The 20,298-nt window shown below is 73.0% G+C and carries 16 protein-coding genes; 6 read left to right on the top strand and 10 right to left on the bottom strand.

From position 1 onward, the window contains the following. Positions 1-7: 7 nt before the first annotated feature. Positions 8-823 carry an SAM-dependent methyltransferase gene (locus MKW14_RS31470; protein ID WP_240868371.1) on the bottom strand — a complete coding sequence of 272 codons (816 nt, stop codon included), beginning with the start codon at positions 821-823 and terminating at the stop codon, positions 8-10. A gap of 259 nt (positions 824-1,082) precedes the next feature. On the opposite strand from MKW14_RS31470, the gene MKW14_RS31475 reads away from it, so the two are divergent. Both MKW14_RS31475 and MKW14_RS31480 read left to right on the top strand, forming a co-directional pair. After that, positions 1,083-2,345 (top strand): MFS transporter, encoded by a 1,263-nt coding sequence (locus MKW14_RS31475; protein ID WP_240868373.1) that lies wholly within the window; start codon positions 1,083-1,085, stop codon positions 2,343-2,345. A gap of 86 nt (positions 2,346-2,431) precedes the next feature. After that, entirely contained in the window at positions 2,432-2,860 is a 429-nt protein-coding gene (locus MKW14_RS31480) for an OsmC family protein (RefSeq protein WP_240868375.1), read from the top strand. Here MKW14_RS31480 and MKW14_RS31485 read toward each other — a convergent pair. After that, positions 2,857-3,267: a VOC family protein gene (locus MKW14_RS31485; protein ID WP_240868377.1), complete on the bottom strand. Its 411-nt coding sequence runs from the start codon at positions 3,265-3,267 to the stop codon at positions 2,857-2,859. The genes MKW14_RS31480 and MKW14_RS31485 overlap by 4 nt on opposite strands. Before the next feature lie 166 nt (positions 3,268-3,433). Here MKW14_RS31485 and MKW14_RS31490 point away from each other — a divergent pair, with 166 nt between their 5' ends. Further along, positions 3,434-5,158, top strand: a complete 1,725-nt coding sequence (locus MKW14_RS31490) for a hypothetical protein (RefSeq protein WP_240868379.1) — start codon at positions 3,434-3,436, stop codon at positions 5,156-5,158. Between the two features lie 68 nt (positions 5,159-5,226). Here the strand turns inward: MKW14_RS31490 and MKW14_RS31495 are convergent, their stop codons facing one another. From MKW14_RS31495 to MKW14_RS31525, 7 genes are all read right to left on the bottom strand, one after another. After that, positions 5,227-5,868 carry a cutinase family protein gene (locus tag MKW14_RS31495; protein WP_240868382.1) on the bottom strand — a complete coding sequence of 214 codons (642 nt, stop codon included), beginning with the start codon at positions 5,866-5,868 and terminating at the stop codon, positions 5,227-5,229. A 95-nt stretch (positions 5,869-5,963) separates the two neighbouring features. Then, positions 5,964-7,223 carry a PucR family transcriptional regulator gene (locus tag MKW14_RS31500; RefSeq protein ID WP_240868384.1) on the bottom strand — a complete coding sequence of 420 codons (1,260 nt, stop codon included), beginning with the start codon at positions 7,221-7,223 and terminating at the stop codon, positions 5,964-5,966. Between the two features lie 119 nt (positions 7,224-7,342). Further along, complete coding sequence (locus MKW14_RS31505) at positions 7,343-8,290, bottom strand: alpha/beta hydrolase (RefSeq protein ID WP_240868386.1); 948 nt, start codon at positions 8,288-8,290, stop codon at positions 7,343-7,345. A gap of 9 nt (positions 8,291-8,299) precedes the next feature. Beyond that, positions 8,300-12,232 carry a type I polyketide synthase gene (locus tag MKW14_RS31510; protein ID WP_240868388.1) on the bottom strand — a complete coding sequence of 1,311 codons (3,933 nt, stop codon included), beginning with the start codon at positions 12,230-12,232 and terminating at the stop codon, positions 8,300-8,302. Further along, positions 12,229-13,971, bottom strand: a complete 1,743-nt coding sequence (locus MKW14_RS31515) for a fatty acyl-AMP ligase (RefSeq protein WP_240868390.1) — start codon at positions 13,969-13,971, stop codon at positions 12,229-12,231. The genes MKW14_RS31510 and MKW14_RS31515 overlap by 4 nt, the downstream gene beginning before the upstream one ends. An 87-nt stretch (positions 13,972-14,058) precedes the next feature. Next, complete coding sequence (locus MKW14_RS31520; RefSeq protein WP_240868392.1) at positions 14,059-15,600, bottom strand: acyl-CoA carboxylase subunit beta; 1,542 nt, start codon at positions 15,598-15,600, stop codon at positions 14,059-14,061. 170 nt (positions 15,601-15,770) lie between these two features. Beyond that, entirely contained in the window at positions 15,771-16,292 is a 522-nt protein-coding gene (locus MKW14_RS31525) for a CGNR zinc finger domain-containing protein (RefSeq protein WP_240868394.1), read from the bottom strand. A 26-nt stretch (positions 16,293-16,318) separates the two neighbouring features. Here MKW14_RS31525 and MKW14_RS31530 point away from each other — a divergent pair, with 26 nt between their 5' ends. Beyond that, on the top strand, positions 16,319-16,816 hold the full coding sequence (locus MKW14_RS31530; RefSeq protein WP_240868396.1) for a GNAT family N-acetyltransferase: 498 nt from the start codon (positions 16,319-16,321) through the stop codon (positions 16,814-16,816). Positions 16,817-16,858: 42 nt separating this feature from the next. On the opposite strand, the gene MKW14_RS31535 is transcribed toward MKW14_RS31530, so the two are convergent. Further along, positions 16,859-17,758, bottom strand: coding sequence for an amidohydrolase family protein (locus MKW14_RS31535; protein WP_240868398.1), 900 nt, complete (start codon positions 17,756-17,758; stop codon positions 16,859-16,861). 112 nt (positions 17,759-17,870) lie between these two features. On the opposite strand from MKW14_RS31535, the gene MKW14_RS31540 reads away from it, so the two are divergent. Beyond that, positions 17,871-19,037, top strand: a complete 1,167-nt coding sequence (locus MKW14_RS31540) for a cytochrome P450 (protein WP_240868401.1) — start codon at positions 17,871-17,873, stop codon at positions 19,035-19,037. A 52-nt stretch (positions 19,038-19,089) separates the two neighbouring features. After that, positions 19,090-20,295: a cysteine desulfurase-like protein gene (locus MKW14_RS31545; RefSeq protein ID WP_240868403.1), complete on the top strand. Its 1,206-nt coding sequence runs from the start codon at positions 19,090-19,092 to the stop codon at positions 20,293-20,295. The last annotated feature ends 3 nt before the right edge of the window (positions 20,296-20,298 follow it).

Consider the following 20,298-nt stretch of genomic DNA (forward strand, 5'->3'; position numbering starts at 1 on the left):
TTCGCCGTCAGGGCTTGCGGGCGACACCGCCGTACTGGTGCACCTCCGCGGGCAGCCCCCAGGCGCCGTCGTCGGGGCGCCAGCGCGAACACGAGGCCACACCCGGTTCGAGCAGCTCCAGGCCGTCGAAGTAGCGGGCGATCTGCTCGGGGCTGCGAAGGATGTAGGGGACCGATCCGCCCTCGTTGTACTGCCGGATCGCCTCGAGGTAGGCCTTGCTGGTGTCGGTGCTGTCGTACTGCACCAGGAAGCTGCCCGACGGCAGTCCGGCCACGAGCCGGCGGACGATCGAGCACGCCTCGTCGTGGTCCTCGATGTGGCCCAGGATGCCCATCAGCATCAGGGCGACCGGCTTGTCGAAGTCCAGCGTCTTCGCGGCCTCCCGCAGGATCGTCTCCGGATCGCGCAGGTCGGCGTCGACGTAGTTGGTGACGCCCTCCGGGGTGCTGGTGAGCAGGGCCCGGGCGTGGGCCAGGACCAGCGGGTCGTTGTCGACGTAGACGATCCGGGACTCCGGGGCCACCCGCTGGGCGATCTGGTGGGTGTTGTCCACGTTGGGCAGACCGGTGCCTATGTCCAGGAACTGGCGAACGCCCTCCTCGCCGGCCAGGTGGCGGACGGCGCGGGCGAGGAAGTAACGGGCGGCGCGGGCACCGGTCTCGATACCGGGGAAGATCTCCCGGAACGCGTCACCGGCCACCCGGTCGACTTCGTAGTTGTCCTTCCCTCCCAGCCAGTAGTTCCAGATCCGCGCCGACTGCGGCACAGATGTGTCGATCTTGGGCAACGGCTCCTGCTCGGAGTTCTCCGTCTGATCAGCCATGGACGCTCCTGTGGGTACGGGATGGTGGAACCACGGATGGTCGAACGCCGGTCGTCGACGTCCACGTTATTCTCCCAGGCGCCGATCATGTGAATGAACGGGCCCAATTGACTTGACCTGCTTGTTTGTTGACGTCTGGTCAGCCCAATGGGCGCGGGTGGTGTTTGAGGCAATCGTGGCGCTGGTTTTGCCGGTTCTTGCGTTGTCCGCCCCTTCCCCCCGACCTAGCCTGACCTGCGGAGCCGTGGGAAGGGCCGGCATGCTGAAGACCGTCCGGGAACAGGCAACGGGTCTCACCGGGGATCAGCGCAACGCCTTCGTCGCCGCCTACCTGGGCTGGGCGATGGACGCCTTCGACTACTTCCTGGTGGTCCTCGTCTACAGCGAGATCGCCGACGACTTCGGCGTCTCCCTCACCGACATGGCGTTCCTGACCACCGCCACGCTGGTGATGCGGCCGGTCGGTGCCTTCCTCTTCGGCATGTGGGCCGACCGCCGGGGCCGCCGGCTGCCGCTCATGGTCGACGTCGTCTTCTACTCGATCGTCGGCTTCGCCTGCGCCTTCGCCCCCAACTACACCGTGCTGCTGGTGCTGCGCCTGCTGTACGGCATCGGCATGGGCGGCGAGTGGGGCCTGGGCGCGGCGCTCGCCATGGAGAAGATCCCGGCCGAGCGGCGCGGCTTCTGGTCGGGGCTGCTGCAGAGCGGCTACTCCCTGGGCTATCTGCTCGCCGCCGTGGCCTTCCTCGGCATCGAACCCGCCTTCGGCTGGCGGGGATTGTTCGCCTTCAGCCTGGTCCCCGCCCTGGTCGCCCTCTGGGTGCGCACCCGGGTGGAGGAGAGCGAGGTGTGGGAGAAGAGCGTCGCCGTCAACCGCACCCCCGCCCACCAGGTCCTCCGGAACCCCGCGGTGCTGAAGCGCTTCGTGTACCTGGTCGCGCTGATGACCGCCTTCAACTGGATGTCGCACGGCACCCAGGACGTCTACCCGACCTTCGTGAAGAAGGGCCTCGGTCTGTCCGCGGACACCTCCATCGCCATCGCGATCGTCTACAACGTCGGCGCCATGATCGGGGGCGCCCTCCTCGGCGCGCTGTCCGAGAAGCTGGGACGCCGCCGTACGATCATGATCGCGGCGACCGGGGGCCTGGTCGTCGTGCCCTTCTTCGTGCTGTCCACCACCGTCGGCTGGCTGATGCTCTCCTCCTTCCTGATGCAGGTCTGCGTCCAGGGGGCCTGGGGCGTCATCCCCGCGCATCTGACCGAGATGAGCCCCGACGCGATCCGCGGCTTCTACCCCGGCGTCACCTACCAGCTCGGCAACCTCATCGCCGCCCTCAACCTGCCGATCCAGGAGGCCGTCGCCGAACGGCACGGCTATCCGCCGGCGATGGCCTGGACCGTGGTCCCCGCGCTGGCCGCGGTGGTCGTGCTGAGCGCCGTCGGGAAGGAGGCCAAGGGCATCCGCTTCGGCACCACGGGCACCCGGGCCCCGAGCAGCGCGGCGGCCGACAGTGTGTAGCCGTCCGACGCCGTGGCTGTTTGAACCGGGCCGGTCGCTGCGGAGAGCATGACGGGGTCGGAAGACTCCGAGAGATTGGTTGGTCCATGAGCGAAGGCTCTCTGCGCGCCGTCACCGTCGAGCGCACCGGCCCGGGCCGGTTCACCGCCACGAACTCCCACGGCGCCACGATCGACTTCGGTACCGGCGACGGCACGGACTTCACCCCCGTCGAGCTGCTGCTCGCCGCGCTCGGCGGCTGCACCGCGGTCGACGTGGACGTCGCGACCAGCCGGCACGTGGAGCCCGAGGCGTTCACCGTCACCGTGAGCGGCAACAAGGTCAGCGACGAGCTGGGCAACCGGATGACCGATCTCGAGGTCAGATTCTCGGTCACCTTCCCCGACGGCGCCTCCGGCGACCGGGCCCGCGCGATCCTGCCCCGGGCGGTCGGCGTCTCCCACGACCGCCTGTGCACCGTCAGCCGCACCGTCGAGACCGGCACACCGGTCATGGCGGTGGTCGAGGACGCCTAGGCGCGCCCCGGCCAGACGGGGCCCTGGTCGGTCCAGACGACACCCTTGTTGCGGCAGAGGCAGAAGGGGTGGCCGATGGGGTCGGTGTAGACGCGGAAGCCGTAGCCGTCGGGGTCGACGCAGTCCCGTTGCAGGGTCGCGCCCAGGGCCAGGACGCGGCGCTGTTCGGCCTCGACGTCGTCGACCTCGAAGTCGAGGTGGAACTGCTTGGGGTGTTCGCTGTCGGGCCACCGCGGGGCGCGGTAGTCATCCACCTGGATGAAGGCCAGTTCGATCCCGCCGAGTTGGATACCGGCCCAGTGCTCGTTGCTGTCCTCCTTGACCGGGAGCCCCACCACCTCGGAGTAGAAGGCCGCCAGCGTCATCGTGTCCGGGCAGTCGATGATGAAGTCGGTCAGTCGTAGCATCCCGCGATCTTGTCACAGGATCGAACGAGCCGGGACTCCGGGACAGGGTCTTGGTCCGTCGGAAGGGCCCCGGCTCGCTGAGTGCCGGTGACAAGCGGGGCGTCGAGTGCTGCGTTGTTGTGAGCACTTCCGGATCGCGCGGGTGTCGCGGTCCTACCGTCCGGCTATGAACACGAGTCGGAGAACAGGAAGGACATGGCGCGGCGCCGCACTGGCCACGCTGCTGACCGCGGGCGCGCTCACCGCCGCGGCTCCGCAGGCCCAGGGGGACGGCGCGGCCCGGACCGAGACGGCCGTGGCGTCCACGCACCCGGCCGACGGTGTCGTGGAGACCGTGGTGCGGGTGAGGGTGCCGCTGCCGCAGTCGTTCGGGGCCCGCCCGGAGGCCTGCGACTGGCTGTCGTATCTGCGCTACCGCTCCGCCGACGGGCCGAGCCGGTCGGCCGACGCGGACCGGATCCTGGTCGCCCAGCCGGGCATCCTGGAGGGCGCCGGAGCCTTCGACAGCGTCGCCCGCGACACCGTCGCCCGGGCCGCGGAAGAGGGCCGGCACATCGAGTTCTGGGCCCTGGACCGCCGCTCGAACTGTCTGGAGGACCGGACGGGCATCGCCTCCGGCGACGAGCACACGGCCGTCGACTACTACTACCGCGGCAAGCAGGTCGCCGGCCGCACCTTCGCCGGGTACGCCGGCAACGGGCAGCTGGGCTGGCTGGCGAAGCTCGGCATCCAGCAGACCGTGCGGGACGAGTACGACCTGCTCACCGCCGAGTTGCCCGACCAGGGGCTGCGGAAGCGCAAGGTGCTGTGCGGCGGGCACTCCCTGGGCGGGGTGATCACCGGCTACTTCGCGGCCGCCGACTTCGACGGCGATCCGGCGACCACGGCGGACGCCGGACAGAACCAGTGCGCCGGGTACTTCGCCCTCGACACCACGATCTCCACGTCCCTCGCCGACCTCAGCGGCAGCGTGCCGGGCGACACCAACCTGCCCGACGTCGGCATCGGTTACACCGCCGTGCAGGCCGGACTCGACAGCGGAGTGCTGCCCCGCTCGCTGTCCGCGCCCGTGCTCCTCAACCCCGAGACCATGACCCTGCTCGGCATCGCCGGGCTGGGCGCCGTCAAGGCCCCGGACGCCGAGGCGGACCTGCCCTCCTATCTGCCGTCCAACGTCAACATCGAGGCCACCAACCGCTTCCTGTTCTCCAAGGACACCGCCACCTTCCTCACCGGCTCACCCGCCGTGAAGGACTTCAGGCTCACCAACGACGCCGTGCTCGGCGCGCTGATGGACGACAACTCCGTACCGCTGGCGTTCCTGCAGAGCAGCGTCGGCTTCTTCGACGGCGGGCCGATCACGGACAAGAACTTCCCGGCGGCCAACGGCAGTTCGGCGCAGCCCCAGCTGTTCGGCGTCGAGTACAAGGCCATTCCCGCCGAGCCGCACGGACCGCTGTACACCTGGCGCGACTACGACCGTGTCGGCGCCGCCGACGACCCCGGATACCGTTCCGCCGACGGCACCCCCTTCACCAACGCCTCCAAGGAGGTCACCGACATCCGGGAGCTGGCCCGCAGCCTGGCCGAGCAGCCGCTGGACTTCACCGAGCAGTACTTCCCCACCAAGCTGGTCACCGACATCGAGCTCGCCGACTCCCCGCAGATCAAGCAACTCGTCGTGCACCCCGACGGGTTGAAGGCGCACCCCACGCTCACCGTCCTCGCCGGCGACGGGCTCCTCGCGGGCCGCATCCCGACAGACCTGCACCCGGTGGTCGCCCCCGGCTACCAGCACCTCGACGTGCTGACCGCGGCGCCCGTGCAGAACGACGGCAGGCCCGAGGTGGTGTCCACCAGCCTCGTCGGCTTCGCCGCGGACCCCCGGTAAAGATCCCCCACACCCGATCGGCCCGGGAGGACAACCTCCCGGGCCGATCGGCGCTTGGACGCGCTCGCTCAGACCTTGCCCGCGGCGAACGTCGCCGCCGCGTCCGCGTCGGCGGTGTAGCCGAGGTGGGCCAGGACGTCGCCGCCGCCGTTCTCACAGATGGGGTCGCCCGTGGCGCAGAAGTCGTCGGTGCGGCTCTGGTAGGTGCCGGTGACGCTCTTGCCGAGGGCCCGGATCGGGTTGCCGAACAGCAGCACCGCCGCGACGCGCGGTTCTACCGCCGCGGGGAGGGTCGCCACGATGGGGCTGCCGACCACCGCTCCGGCGCTGCTGATGCCGATCGAGTTGTCGACGACGTTCGCGCCCTGCGAATAGCCGACGAGAACGAAACGCTGATTCGGGCAGGCGGCGGCCTGCGCGTTGACGTGGTTCACCAGATCGGCGTTTCCCTGGGCGGCCGATGTCGGGGAAAGATCGGCCGGGTAATTCACCGCATAGCTGGAGAGGCTTTTGCCCGTGAGTTTCTTCTGCAGCGCGGAGTACACCGGGTCGCCGACGATCAGGCCGAGCGTGCCCGGTTCGAAGGTGCCGCGAGCCGCCACGACGTCGATGTCCGAGCAGGTGGCGGCCGAAGCCGCGGGCTGCGAGAGAGTGGCCAGTCCGGCCCCGCCGGCCAAGGAGAGCGCGGCGAGGCACAAGCGAATACGCATGGGGATCCTTTGCGGGTCGGGCGCGTGCGGCGCCTGGGGAAAAGGACGATCCCGAAGGTATTCGCGTTTTCTGACGAGGTGTTATGGACGGTGATTCAGGAATGAGCGCTGTTTTTGTTCTGAGGTGAGTCCACCGCGGAAAGCCGGGAGCTCGTGGCCGCCGAACGCAGGGCGACGATCAGATTCAGGCGGGTGTCGGGGTCGTGCAGGGAATCCCCGAAGAGCTTCTCCAACTGGCGCAGACGGTAGCGGACCGTCTGGGGATGGACATAGAGGCGGGCGGCCACGTCCGGGACGTTGCTGCCGCTGAGGAGCCAGGCCAGCAGGGTCTCCGCGAGACGCGGGCGCTGCCCCTCGGACGCGGCCTGCAGCGGGGCCAGGGCCTGCGCCTCCAACTGGGCGAGCAGCGGTTCGTCGGCGTGCAGCAGCAGCGTCGAGAGATGGTCGGCGCAGCGCACCACGCCCTGCCGGGGCAGGACCCCGCGGCCCATCAGCCCCAACGCCCGGGTCGCCCAGCGCAGCGACTGCGCGGCCTCGGTCACCGCGACCGTCGGCCCGACCGCCGCCGGGCGCCCGCGCAGGCCCAGCACGAAGGACCGGCCGCCGAACCGGCCGGCCCCCTCGGGGTCGGGCACGAGCACCCGCGGTGGCCGGGCCTCCATGTCCACCAGCGCCCCCGGCATGGCCGGCGGCTGATCCGCGGGGTACGGCTCCGCCGTGGCCGCCAGCGCCACCACCGCGACCCGCGCGGGCACCCGCCAGCGCGCCCCGTGCGCCAGGTCCTGCACGGCCTCCGGGGCCACCGGCCCCTCGCCCAGCAGCAGATCCAGCAGCCGCCTGCGCCGCCGCTCCAGCTCGTCCGTGCTGCGCAACTGCGCCTCGGAGTACCCGGCGGCCGCCGCCTCGGCGACCTCGTGCACGGTACGGAACGCCAGCTCGCCCAGCCCTGCCACCACTGTCGAGTCCAGCCCCAGTTCCTCCGCCGTACGCCCCATCAGCCGCCAGGCGTGCAGACCGCCGACCCGTAACGCGGACTGCAGCGCGTCCAGGCTGCGGCGCTCCAGCGCCTCCCCGCGGCCGAGTTCGTAGTACGTCGCCGCGATCGCCGCTCCCTGTCCGCACGGGTCGGCGATGTGGTCGACGAAGAGGGTCAGGGCCTGCACGACCCCGGCCCGGAGATTCTCCCGGTAGGTGCCGTCGGCGGGACGCGCGTACTCGGGGACCTGTCTGCGGACCTCCTCCTCCACCTCGTCGGCGACCCGCTCCAGCTGGGCGCGCAGCAACTCGGCCAGTTCGGGCGGAACCTGGGCGGTGGCGGGGTCGGTGGGAACGCCGCGGGGTGTGGGGACGGCCACGACGGACACTCCTTTCACCCGGAGACGGCTCACCCACGGGCCGTTGCCCGTGGGACGAGAGGGACGCCCGTTGGACGGGCGTCCCCTGCGCTCCGTTCCGTGCCCCGGCTGCGCCGACATCACTCCGGAAGTCCCAGCGCACCGGCGAGCATCGGCCACGAGGCGGCGAACTCCGCCTTCCAGTAGGCCCAGCTGTGCCCTCCTCCCGCGTAGTAGTGCGTGGTGACCGGAATGCCCAGCAGGGCGAGGGTGTCGGTGAACAGGTGCGCCGAGGGCCACAGCAGACTCTCCAGCGCCTGGGGCAGCCAGTCGCCCACGCCCCCACCCGCGACACCGCTGCCCTGCGACACGTACAGCGGTGTGCCGCGCAGCCCGGTGGCACGGGCGCGCGGGTTGAAGTCGCGCCAGACCAGCGCGTCGAGGACCGGATTGCCCCACAGCGAGCCCGGCGTCAGGTTCTCGCGGGCCACGATCGCGTCCACCAGGGGCGGCACGCCGAGTGCCGTGGGGTCCAGGATGCCGCTGTAGGAGGAGGCCGCCTTGAACGCGCCGGGATGCCGGGCCGCGTGCGCCATGGCCCCGTAACCCCCGGTGGAGACCCCCGCGACGGCCCGCACGCCGGACGCCCGGTAGTCGCGGGCCAGCATGGCCGGAACCTCCTGCACCTGGAAGGTCTCGTAGTCGGGACCGCCGCGCCAGACGCTCGGGATGCCGGTGGGGCCCGCGTCCGGCATGGCCACGATCAGCTCACGGCCCTCGGTGAACGCCACGATGTCCGTCTCCCGCGTCCAGGAGGTGTAGTCGTCGTGGGCGCCGTGCAGGAGGTACAGGACGGGGTAGGTCCGTGCGGTCTGGGTGGCGAAGTCCGACGGCAGGATCAGCCGGACCGGCGCGCTGCGGCCGAGCGCGGCGGAGGACACGGACACGTCGAAGGTGCGCGGCCCCACCTGGGTCGCGGCCCGGGCGCGTCCGGTGGTGGCCGTGACGCCGAACAGGGCGGCCAGTCCCGTGACGGCCGCGGCCCTGGTGACGGCACGTCGGGACAATCCGGCGGGGTGGTGCGGCATGGCGGCTCCTCAGTCCGGTTGGGCGGGTCTCGCGAGGACCTGCCGCAGATGTGCGGCGATCTCGTCGACGTGCGGCGGGTCGAGCAGCGACAGATGGTGGCCCGGGACCTCGACCACCGTCAGGTCCGGGCACACCGCGTCCCAGCCGAGGGCGGCGTCGTCCCGTTCGTAGGCGGGGTCGCGCACGGTGTGCGGGGCGGGTTCGGTGGCCCGGTACAGCACCACCGGCCCGTCGTGGGGACCGGGGTCGTGGGCCTCGCCGACCCTCAGGTCCAGATAGGAGGCACGCTGGTGCTCCAGCGCGGCGGCCGGCACATCGGCGGCCTCCCGGAGCGCCCGGAGCACCGTGTCGATGCGCTCGCGGTCATCCTCCACCGCCACCAACTCGTCGTATGACAGCGTGAGTTGCACGCCGTAGGTGTCGGCGATGTGCCGGGCGAACCCGGTGAGGTGGGCGCGGATGCGGTCGGCCGGGCCGATACCGGGCCGGCGGAGCGGCCGTACGGAGTCGATGAGCGCGACCAGCTCCACCTCCCGCCCGTCGGCGGTGAGTTGGCGTGCCGTCTCCTGCGCGAGGAAGCCGCCGAAGGACCAACCGGCCAGCGCACAGGGTCCGTTGGGATACCGGGCGTTGATCGTCTCGGCGTAACGGCGGGCCTTCTCCCGGACGGTGGGGGCGTCCTCGATCCGCTCCAGCATGTGTACCGGGCGGTTGTCCCCGAGCCGTTCGGCGAGTGCCCGGTAGACGCCGGTGGGGGCGCCGGCCGCGGGGAACAGGAACAGGGGGGAACCGCCCGGCACGGATCGCTGGAGACGGTCGGCCACGTCCGCGACCGTGACGGCTCCCAGCAGGTCACGCAGCGGGAGTTCCGCCCGGAACTCCCGTTCCAGGGCGGTGCGGATCCGGACGGCCATGAGGGAGTCCAGGCCCAGGTCGGCGAGGGCCGTGGCCGGTGTGACGCGGGCTGCCGGATGGCCGGTGACGGCGGCGACATGCCGGCACAGTCGCGCGGCGACGGAGGAGGCCTCGTCCCCCGTGGGCGCGGCGGGCTCGGCCCATCGGCCGCTCGCCGGTGCCGTGGCGGCTGTCCGGCCGTCCGTCCACCAGTACCGCGCATGCCGCCAGCGCGGCGCGGGCAGGTCGATGACCCGGCCGGGCGGCGGGGGCAGGGGCAGGCCCGCGGCGTACAGCGCGCCCAACTCCCGCAGGAACGCGGCGGATCCGTCCGCGTCGCGTCGCAGGGTGCCGACGGCGAGGGCGTCGGGCACGTTGTCCGTGACGGACCGCGCCAGCACCGGGTGCGGCGCGATCTCGACGAACATGCCGTGGCCGTCGGCCGCGGCAGCCGCGAGCGCCCGGTCCAGACGCACCGGCCGCCGCAGGTTGGCGGCCCAGTGCGCCGCGTCGAAGGCGCAGTCGCCGCGCGGGTCGTCGAGGACGGTGGAGTACACCGGGATGCGGGGAGGCCGGCCACGGACGTCGGACAGGGCCTCGCACAGCTCCGGCAGCAGTGGGTCGACCTGGGGTGAGTGCCCGGCGCCGACCACCCGCATGGACCGGGCGGCCCGGCCCTGCTTCTCCAGCCGCTCCACCAGATGGGCGACGGCGGGTTCCTCGCCGGTGACCACCTTCTGCCGGGGCGAGGAGTGGACGGCGACCTGTACGCCCGGGAAGTCCCTCTCCAGCAGGACGAGTTCGTCGTCGTCCAGGTCGACGACGGCCATCGCGCCGCCCTGCAGCCCGCTGAGCAGCCGCGCTCGTACGGCGATCACCCGGGCCGCGTCCGGCACGTCCAGCGCGCCCGCGCAGACGGCGGCGGCCACCTCGCCCATGGAGTGGCCGATGACCGCGACCGGCTCCACCCCGTGGGAGCGCCACAGCTCGGCGAGGGTCAACTGGATCCCGAACAGGGCCGGTTGGGCGACCTTTAGGCGGTCGAGACCGTCCCCGGAGAGCAACTGCTCGCGCAGGGAGAACCCGAACTCGCCGGCCGACTGCGCGTCGAGCTTCTCGACGGCCGCCGCGAAGGCCGGTTCCTCGTCCAGCAGCCGGCGCCCCATACCGGCCCACTGGCTGCCGTACCCGGAGAACACCCAGACCGGACCTCGTCCGACGCGATCGCGGTCACCGGTGACCAGCCGCTCATGCCCCTGCCCCTGCGCCAAGGCGTCGAGCGCGTCCGCCAGTTCGTCCAGGCCGTGCGCGGCGACGGCGGCGCGCACCGGACCGCGCCCCGCCCGTCCCGCGAGGGTACGCGCCACATCGGCCGGGCGCGCTGTGCTGCCCTGGGGTGAACGGAGCCACGCGGCGAGCCGGCCCGCCGTGTCGCGGACCCGCTCGGTGTCGACGTCGGACAACAGGTGCAGATGCGCGGCGGGCTCCTGGGCCGGGAGGGAGTCGACCGGCCACTCCTCCAGCACCGCGTGGGCGTTGGTGCCCCCGAAGCCGAAACCCGAGACCCCTGCCGTCGCGGTGCCGCCGTAGTGGGGCCACGGCTCGGGCTCGGTCACCACGCGCAGCCGGGGGTCCGTGAGCGCGCTGCCGTCGGAGCAGTGCAGCGAGGGCGGGATGCTGTCGTGGTGCAGGGCGAGGACCGTCTTCACCACGCCCGCGATGCCCGCCGCGGACTCCAGATGACCGAGGTTGCCCTTGACCGAGCCGAGCAGCAACGGCTGGTCGGGATCCCGGCCCGCGCCCAGTACCGCGCCCAGCGCCCCGGCCTCGATCGGGTCGCCGAGCGGGGTGCCGGTGCCGTGCGCCTCCACGTAGTCGATCCGGGCCGGGGCCAGATCGGCTCGCCCGTAGGCCGTCGCCAACAGGGCTTGCTGGGCCGCCGGGTTGGGAGCCAGCAGCCCGTTGGAGCGGCCGTCGGAGTTCACGGCCGTGGCCCGGACGACGGCCAGGACGCGGTCGCCGTCCCGTTCGGCGTCGGACAGCCGCTTCAGGAGGAGGGCCGCGCAGCCCTCGCCCCGTCCGATGCCGTCGGCCGACGGGGAGAACGGCTTGCAGCGGCCGTCCGGCGCCAGCGCGCCCGCCCGCTGGAACGCGACCCCGACGACGGGTGACAGCAGCACGTTGACCCCGGCCGCGATCGCCGTGTCGCACTCACCGGTGCGCAGACTGACACAGGCGTGGTGCAGGGCGACCAGGGAGGACGAACAGGCCGTGTCCACCGCCATGGTGGGGCCGCGGGTGTCCAGGACGTACGCCAGTCGTCCCGCCGTCACGCTCAGGGCCGCGCCCGCCGGGGCCCGGGGATCGACGGCGGCCGGGTCGGCGCCCGTGAGCCTGCCGTACTCGGGGACCGAGACGCCGACGAAGACACCCGTGGCCGTACCGGCGAGGGAGGTGGCCGGGACGGCGGCGTGGTCGAGGGTCTCCTGGACGACCTCCAGCAGGATCCGCTGCTGGGGGTCCATCACCGCGGCCTCGCGCGGTGTGATCCGGAAGAAGTCGGCGTCGAACCCGGCGATGTCGTCGAGGTAGCCGCCGCAAGCGGGCGCGTCGGCGGGCGGGAAGGCCGTGAAGTCCCGCCAGCGGTCCTCGGGGACACGGCCGATCGCGTCCACGCCGTCGCACAGCAGCCGCCAGTAGTCGTCCGGGCCGCGCACTCCGCCGGGCAGCCGGCAGCCGACCCCGATGACCGCGACCGGTTCGTCCAGAGCCGGGGAAGGGACCACAACCGGCGGGTTCTGTGGGGCGGTTCGGCACAGGTGGGCCACCAGCGCGTCCCCGGTCGGCGCCTCCCACAGCAGCGTCGGCGGCAGTTCACGGCCCACCAGCCGGGACAGCTCCCCGGCCAGCACCACGGCGTCCCGCGAGGCCATGCCGAGGTCGGCCAGCGGCCGGTCCATCGGGACGTCGGCGACCGCGGTTCCGGTCCAGGCGGTCACCCGTTCCGCGATCAGGCGGCGCAGCGCGCCCTCGTCGGCGGCGCTCACCGAGCGGTCCCGGCCGCGTAGGCGCCCTCCAGATACCGGGTCCGGGTCAGCGCCCGCGCCACCTTGCCGCTGGACGTCCGGGGCACCGTGCCCGGCGCGACCAGCACGACGTCCGCCAGCCGCAGCCCGTGCCGCGAGGAGACCGCCGAACGTACAGCCCGCTCCAGGCCCGGCACGTCGATCTCGGCGAGGCTCGTGGTCCGCGCGTGCTCGGCCACGACGACCACCCGCTCACCCGCCTCGCCGGGCACGCCGAAGGCGGCGAGCCGGTCGCGCCGCACCGCCGGATGCGTGTCCTGGACGGTGGCCTCCACGTCCTGCGGGTAGTGGTTGCGGCCGTCGACGACGATCAGGTCCTTGAGCCGCCCGGTGACGATCAACTGGCCGTCCAGCACGGTCCCCAGGTCGCCGGTGCGCAGCCAGCCGTCCGGTGTGCCCCCGGCGAGGGCGGCGCCGAAGACGCGCCGGGACTGCGGCTCGTTGTTCCAGTAACCCCGCCCCACGTTCGGACCCCGCACCCAGATCTCGCCGACCTCCCCCTCGGGCAGCGCCGCACGCGAGACCGGGTCGACGATCCGCACCCGCTGTCCGGCCGGGGTGCCGCAGCCGGCCAGCAGCACGGCTCTGGGGTCGTCCGGCCGGGCGGGCAGCGCCTTGCCGGTGGCCAGCGCGTCCCGGTCGAGGGCGAACCGGGCGAGCGGCTCGCCGGGCCGGGCGGCGCTGACGAAGACGGTCGCCTCGGCCAGCCCGTACGACGGACAGTGGACGTCGGCGTCCAGCCCCTGGGCGGCGAAGGCGGCGTGGAAGCGGTCGGCGGTGCCGGGCCGTACCGGTTCGCTGCCGTTGATCAGCGCGGTGATGCCGGCCAGCCGCAGGTCCGCCTTCTGCGCGTCGGTGACGGCGGAGGCGCAGTAGTCGTAGGCGAAGTTGGGCGCGGCGCTCACCGCGCGCGGATGTGCGGTGAGCAGCCTGAGCCAGCGCGCCGGTTCGTGCAGGAACGCGGCCGGGTCCATCAGGACCGACAGCAGACCCCGGGCGACGGGGGCCGCGACGCTCAGCACCAGGCCCATGTCGTGGTAGAGCGGCAGCCAGCCCACACAGGTCACCGGGTGCGTGTCGGCGGCGTAGGCGCTCAGGGCCTGGTGGGCGTTGGCGACGACGTTGGCGTGGGTGATCTCCACGCCGGCCGGGGTGCGGGTGGAGCCGGAGGTGTACTGCAGGTACGCGGTCGCCTCCGGGTCCGGCTCCGGTGCCGGCCAGTCCTGGGCGGTGGCGTCGGGGACCTGGTCGGCCGCGACGACCGGCACCTCAGCGCGCTCGCAGAAGTCCGTCACCTCCGCGAGGACCCGGCTCGTGGTCAGCACGGCGGCGGGGCGGGCGTCGGCCAGGACTGCGACGAGCCGGTCGCCGTGCCCGGGAAGGCCCGGCGGATACAGGGGTACGGCGACCAGACCGGCGGTGAGCGCGGCGAGGAACCCGGTGATGTAGTCCGTACCCTGCGGGCACAGCAGCGCGACCCGCTCACCGGGTCCGGCCTCCTGGGCGAGCCGGGCGGCCAGCGCCCGGACGCGGACTTCCAGGCGGCGCCAGGTCAGGGTGCGGTGCACGCCGCGCGACCCGGAAACGGGGTGCTCGACGAAGGTGAACGCCCTGCGGTCGGGGGTGGTTTCGGCCCAGTGCCGCACATACTCGGGCAGAGTCCGGTACGCGGGCGCGAGCGGGGGGCGGCGGCTGTCCATCGGGCGTGGCTCCTCACATCGCGGTAGTGGGGGGCGGAGCGGGGTGGTGCTCAGGACGCGGAGAGTCGGCACCGGCGCGCGGCCGGTTCAGAGCGGGATGTTGCCGTGCCGGCGCTGGGGCATCGGGGCGCGCTTGCCGCGCAGGGTGCGCAGGGCGCGGCAGATGTGGGCGCGGGTCTCGCGCGGGGCGATCACCGCGTCCACGTAGCCGCGTTCGGCGGCCGGGTAGGGGGTCCCGTGGGTGGACTCGTACGCGGCGACGAGACGGGCGCGCAGGGCCTCGGGATCGCCGGCTGCGGCCAGTTCGCGCCGGTGCAGCACGCCGACGGCGCCCTCCGCGCCCATGACGGCGATACGGGCGGTGGGCCAGGCGAGGTTGACGTCGGCGCCGAGGTGCTTGGAACCCATCACAGCGTATCCGCCGCCGTACGCCTTGCGCACGACCACGGTGACCTTCGGGACGGTCGCCTCGGCGTAGGCGTACAGGAGTTTGGCGCCCCGCCGGATGATGCCGGCCCGCTCCTGGCCGACGCCGGAGAGATAGCCGGAGACGTCGGCGAAGGTCAGCAGGGGGATGCCGAACGCGTCGCAGAACCGTACGAAGCGCGCAGCCTTCTCGGAGGCGTCGATGTCCAGGACGCCGGCGGAGTGCAGCGGCTGGTTGGCGACGATGCCGACGGTGGCGCCCTCGACGCGGCCCAGCGCGCAGACGATGTTCGGCGCGAACAGCTCCTGGACGTAGAGGAGTTCACCGTCGTCGACGACCGCGTGCAGGATCTCGCGCATGTCGTAGGCCTGGCCGGTGCGGTCCGGGACCACCTCGTCGAGGAGGCCGCCGTCGGCATCGTCGCCCGGCGCGTACTGCGGGGGCCGTTCGAGGTTGTTGGCGGGCAGGTACGACAGCAGGTCGCGCACGGTGTCGAGGGCGTCCTCCTCGTCGGCGGCGAGGAAGTGGGCGTTGCCGTTGACGGTGTTGCTGGCCCGCGCGCCGCCCAGTTCCTCGGCGGTGGTGCGCTCGCCGGTGACGGCCTCGATGACGTCCGGGCCGGTGACGAACATGTGCGAGGCGCCGTCCACCATCACGGTGAAGTCGGTGATGGCGGGCGAGTAGGCGGCGCCGCCCGCGCACGGGCCGAGGATGACCGAGATCTGCGGGATCACGCCGGAGGCCTGCACATTGCGGCGCACCAGCTCGGCGTAGAGCGCGAGCGAGGCGACGCCCTCCTGGATACGGGCGCCGCCGGAGTCGTTGAGGCCGACGACCGGACAGCCGGTCTTCAGCGCGAGATCCATCAGGGCCACGACCTTCTCGCCGAAGGCCTCGCCCATGCTGCCGCCGAAGACCGTGGAGTCCTGGGCGAACACGCACACGGTCCGTCCGTCGACCGTGCCGCACCCGGTGACGACCCCGTCTCCGTGGGGGCGCTGGGCGCCGTCGCCGGTGGGCCGGGCCCGGACGAACAGGCCGGTCTCCGTGAAGGAGCCCTCGTCGAGCAGCCGCCCGATCCGCTCCCGCGCGCCGAGCGCGCCCCGTCTTCTCGGCACACCGGTGATCACCGCCTGTGCCCGGCGGTCCTCCAGGTCCGCGACGCGCTCGGCGGTGCGGTCCGCCGTGGGCGCCGCCGGCACCGTTGTCCTGCTCGCTCGGGATGTCGTCGCCTCTCGCGTCACAGCCACCTCCGAAGTTGTTTTCGAATATGGCAGCGAAACGGGGGCGGGATTGGACGATCCCTGTTCTGTTTGCGGGAGGTGAGTCCCGGGGGAGGGGAGGTTCGTCCTGAGGTGACAACGCGTCGGCGTCAGGCGGTCGTACGGGCCCGGTGACGGCGTACCGCGTCGCGGTTGGCGCAGCGCTGCGAGCAGTAGCGCTGCCGGCCGGTGCGGGAGGTGTCGGCGAAGATCGTGGCGCACTCGGCCACGGCGCAGCGGCGCAGCCGGTGCATGCCGCGGCCCGCCAGATGCAGGGCGGTGCCGACGGAGATCAACGACAACAGCAGCGCCCCGAGCGGCAGTTCGGGGTCCCGGTAGTGCACGTGCCAGCCGCTTCCGGCGTGGTTGGTCAGCCGCGGATAGGCGGCCGCCGTCGCCAGCATGGCGTTGAGCAGTTCGGCGCGCTCGCCCTCGTCCTCGGCGTCGACGACCTTCTCCCAGGCGTCCAGCGCCTCCTCGGCCCGGGCCAGATCCTGCGAGGTGACCGGGCGCTCCAGCACCAGCCCGGCAGCCAGGCAGCGGTCCGCGAGCTCCCCGGCGTCGGCGGGGCGCCGGTTGGCGAGATCCGCGGCCAGCTTCACGGTATCCTCGCCGTAAGGGTTGAGATGCATAAGACCATTACAGCAGTCTGGTCGGCATGGGACAACGCCCCGACAACCAGGCATCGGCCGTACGGCAGGCCGTGGAGTACGACCTCGTGGAGCTGCTGCGACTGCGCGCCCTGCTCTTCGAGGACCTCGGCGGAGACTTCTTCAACCCCGCCTCGGCGGACGGCGGTTGGCTGGACGCCCTGGCCGTGGTCCTCAAGGAGCAACTGACCGACGACACCGTGCGCGTCCTCGTGGTGGACGGCGACGACGGCGGGCTCGCGGCCTGCGGCATCGGCACGATCGAACAACGCCTGCCCGGACCGCACCTGACCAACGGCCGCATCGGCCACGTCATCGGCGTGATCACCGACCCGTCCCACCGACGCCGCGGCCACAGCCGCGCGATCATGCGAGCCCTGCAGGACTGGTTCCGCGACCGCGAGGCGGCCCGGGTCGACCTGCACGCCTCCCGAGAAGGCGAACCCCTCTACCGGGAACTCGGCTTCACCGACCACCCCGACCCGGCCCTGTACTGGCGCCCATGAGCCCGGATCCCCGGCGCGTCCTCCGACGGGAGTGAGCTCCGGTCAGTCGCCTCCCTTGAGCAGCCGTCGTGGGTTGTCGACCCTGAAGGCGTAGGCGGCGGCTCCGCCCAGGCCGAAGCCGGGGTGGTGCGGGGGTTCGGCGTAGGGGCGGTCCGAGCCCTGGGCGATCGCGTCCACGCCCAGGGCGCGGACGATCGACTCGACCGCGCGGGGGCCGTAGGAGGAGGTCTCGACGAACACGTCGGGGTCGACGCCGGTCTCTCCGTCGCCGCGGGCGGCGAAGCGTTCGCCGTGGAGCGGGGCGAGGCCGGCGAGGAGGGCGAAGCAGACGCGCAGGCGGGGGTGGCGGGGGCGGCCGAAGGCGCGGAAGGCGAACCAGGCGGCGTGCATCTGCTGGACGTAGGGGACCATGGCCGGCCACCAGCCCGGGCCCGCGGGTCCGCCGGGCGCGGGGCCGGGGTGGACGAAGAGGGGCAGGTCACGCTCCTGAAGCAGGTCGAGCAGCGGGGCGCAGCGCGCGTAGCCGGCCGCGTCGGCGAGGGCGTCGGCCGGGAGCTGGAGGCCGACGAAGCCCTGGTCGAGGTCCTTGGCGGTGGCGGCCGCGTCGACGTCCCGTACGCAGGCCGCGGCCCACGCGCCGAATGGCTCGGGCAGCGCTGCCGCGCCCTCGTGGTAGGCGTCGAGCAGGGGCCGGGCCGCGGCCGCCGGCAGCCACTCCACACCGATCGGCGTGGACAGGGAGACCAGCGCCCGGCCGAGACCGTCGGCGGTGGCCAGCTCCGCACGCCGGGCGATGTCGTGGTCCTCCGGCCGGACCGCGAACGGCGGCTCGCCCTCCAGGTGGAGCGTCCAGCCGTCCAGGTACGGCGGCTCGCGACGCGCGCGCAGGGCCGCCACCAGCGACGGGGTCCACAGATGCTGGTGCACGTCCACAGTGGTCATGACGCTCCTCCCGCCAAGGCCCAGTCTCCTCCTGGCCTGGCCGCTGGGACCGCTCGGCCCCGTTGTTAGGCTGAGCCGTGATCGGTTTCCCACCGTCCGGCCGGAACGCGCGATGAGCGCCGTCGATACCTTCCCCCTCGGCGCCTCCACCACGCTCGCCGAACTCGCCCACGATCCACATCCGCGCCTCGCGCTGCTGAGAGCGCACGAGCCGGTGTCCTGGCTGCCCGAGCTGGACGGCTGGCTGGTCACCCGCCGCGACCTCGCCCTGAGCGTCATGCGGGACGGCGCGACCTTCACCGTCGACGACCCCCGCTTCTCCACCGCCCGGGTCGTCGGCCCCAGCATGCTCTCCCTGGACGGCGCCGACCACACCCGCCACCGCGACCCCTTCGCCGCCCCCTTCCGGCCCCGGGCGGTGCGCGACGGCTTCGCCGCCTTCATCGAGGAGGAGACCGACCGGCTGATCACCGCCCTTGGGCCCGCGGGCGCCGGCGAACTGCGCCGCGCCTTCGCCGGACCTCTCGCGGTCGCCGTCGTGACCCAGGCCCTCGGACTGGCCGGTACGACCACGGAAACGGTCCTGACCTGGTACGACGCCATCGTGCGGGCGGTCTCGGACATCACCGCGGGACTGGATCCGGGCACCTCCGGCGCCCAGGCCTACGCGCAGCTGCGGGGCGCCGTCGAGGCCACCGTCGCCGACCCGGACACGTCCTCGCTGCTCGCTGCCGCCGCCGGACGGCTGACGGTGCCCGAGGTGGCCTCCAACGCGGCCGTGCTGATGTTCGGCGGCATCGAGACCACCGAGGCGATGATCACCAACGCGCTGCTCCACCTGCTCGGCGACGCCAGCCAACTCGCCCTGGTGAAGGACGACTTCGAGCTGCTGGACGGCGCGATGGAGGAGTCGCTGCGCCTGGAGCCCGGCGCGGCGGTCGTGGACCGCTACGCCACCCGCGACACCGTCCTCGGCCCGGCCGCCATCCGCCGCGGCGACCTGGTCACCGTCTCCCTGTCCGGCGCCAACCGCGACCCGGCCGTCTTCGCCGACCCCGACCGCTTCGACGTCCGCCGCCCCGACGCGCGCCTCCAACTGGCCTTCGCCCACGGCCCCCACCACTGCATCGCCGCCCACCTCGCCCGCCTGGAGACCCGTATCGCCCTCCAGCGCCTGCTGGAACGCCTCCCCGCCCTCCGCCTCGACCCGGACCGCCCCGCGAGCCCGCACGGCCTCGTCTTCCGCAAGCCGCCCACCCTGCACGTGCTGTGGTCGTGACACGCTGAGGCGACCGCGGCACGCAACCACCCGGAACCGACAGGAGTTCCCCGTGACGTTCGACATCACCGCCCTCCGCTCCCAGTTCCCGGCCCTGGCCGCCGGTGTCGCCCACTTCGACGGACCCGGCGGCACCCAGACCCCCGAGCCCGTCATCCGGGCGATCGCCGACGCGCTGGCGAACCCCCTGTCCAACCGCGGCCACACCGCGCCCGGCGAGCGCAACGCCGAGACCATCGTCACCGAGGCCCGCCGGGCCCTGGCCGACCTGCTCGGAGCGCGGCCGTCCGGCATCGTCGTCGGCCGCAGCGCCACCCAGCTGACGTACGACTTCTCCCGGACCCTCGCCAAGACCTGGGCGCCCGGCGACGAGGTCGTCGTCACCCGGCTCGACCACGACGCCAACATCCGCCCCTGGGTGCAGGCCGCGGCCCAGGCCGGCGCCACCGTGCGCTGGGCCGACTTCGACCCGGCCACCGGCGAGCTGGCCGTCGACGACGTCCGGGCCGTGCTGTCCGGACGCACCCGGCTGGTAGCCGTCACCGCCGCCTCCAACCTGATCGGCACCCGCCCCGCCATCCCCGAGATCGCCCGACTGGCCCACGAGGCCGGTGCGCTGGTCCACGTCGACGGCGTCCACCACACCGCCCACTCCCTGGTGGACCTGGAGTCGCTCGGCGCCGACTTCTACGTCTGCTCGCCGTACAAGTTCCTCGGCCCGCACCACGGAGTCCTCGCCGCCCGGCCGGAGTTGCTGGAGACCCTGCGACCGGACAAGCTGCTGCCGTCCACCGACGCGGTCCCCGAGCGCTTCGAACTCGGCACTCTGCCCTACGAGTTCCTCGCCGGCACCCGGGCGGCGGTCGACTTCCTCGCCGGCCTCGACACCGCCGCCGTGGGAAGCCGACGCGAGCGCCTGGCCGCCGCCTACACCGCCCTGGAGGCGCACGAACACGTCCTGCGCACCCGGATCGACAAGGGACTGGCCGCCCTCGACGGCGTCGTCGTGCGCTCCCGGGCGGCCGACCGCACCCCCACCCTGCTGCTGACCTTCGAACGGCACAGCACCGTGGACGCCTACGCCTTCCTCGCCGAGCGCGGCGTCCACGCCCCCTCGGGCTCCTTCTACGCCATCGAGGCCTCCCGCCGCCTGGGCCTCGGCGACACCGGCGGCCTGCGGGTCGGGCTCGCGCCGTACAACAGCACGGAGGACGTCGAACGGCTGCTGACGGGGCTGTCCGACTTCCTCGCGCGATAGTCC

It is taken from the genome of Streptomyces gilvus, assembly GCF_022513565.1.
In the GTDB taxonomy this organism is placed as follows: Bacteria; Actinomycetota; Actinomycetes; order Streptomycetales; family Streptomycetaceae; genus Streptomyces; species Streptomyces gilvus.